This is a genomic window from Modestobacter muralis (assembly GCF_010682105.1).
Lineage (GTDB): Bacteria > Actinomycetota > Actinomycetes > Mycobacteriales > Geodermatophilaceae > Modestobacter > Modestobacter muralis.
This window is the reverse complement of the sequence record NZ_JAAGWH010000077.1, coordinates 1-823: the sequence shown is the minus strand read 5'-3', so window position 1 is coordinate 823 and position 823 is coordinate 1. Positions and strand designations below refer to the sequence as shown.

Annotated in this window: 1 rRNA gene; it reads right to left on the bottom strand. The window is 59.1% G+C overall.

From position 1 onward, the window contains the following. Window positions 1-202: 202 nt before the first annotated feature. A 16S ribosomal RNA gene (locus GCU67_RS21060) occupies window positions 203-823 on the bottom strand; the annotation flags it as partial.

Below are 823 nucleotides of genomic sequence, written 5' to 3'. Positions count from 1 at the left end.
CCCCGCCCCTGTGACCCCGTGAAGGGCCGGTAGCGGATCAACGAGCCGTACTAACAGCAGATGACCATCCGAACCGAACTGGTCAGCGTTCCACCCTTGAGCTCCGTCACCAACACCTGCACCCATCCAGAGTTGGACGAGCATCTCGGTCGGCGCACGGCTCTGGACCACCATCACTACGACGGCGGCCAGTGCTCCTTAGAAAGGAGGTGATCCAGCCGCACCTTCCGGTACGGCTACCTTGTTACGACTTCGTCCCAATCGCCGATCCCGCCTTCGACGGCTCCCTCCCACAAGGGGTTGGGCCACCGGCTTCGGGCGTTACCGACTTTCGTGACGTGACGGGCGGTGTGTACAAGGCCCGGGAACGTATTCACCGCAGCGTTGCTGATCTGCGATTACTAGCGACTCCAACTTCATGGGGTCGAGTTGCAGACCCCAATCCGAACTGAGACCGGCTTTTTGGGATTCGCTCCACCTCGCGGTATCGCAGCCCTTTGTACCGGCCATTGTAGCATGTTTGCAGCCCTAGACATAAGGGGCATGATGATTTGACGTCATCCCCACCTTCCTCCGAGTTGACCCCGGCAGTCTCCTATGAGTCCCCACCATGACGTGCTGGCAACATAGAACGAGGGTTGCGCTCGTTGCGGGACTTAACCCAACATCTCACGACACGAGCTGACGACAACCATGCACCACCTGTGCACGACCCTTTAAAGGACCCCGCATCTCTGCGAGATTTCCGTGCATGTCAAGCCTAGGTAAGGTTCTTCGCGTTGCATCGAATTAAGCAACATGCTCCGCCGCTTGTGCGGGCCCC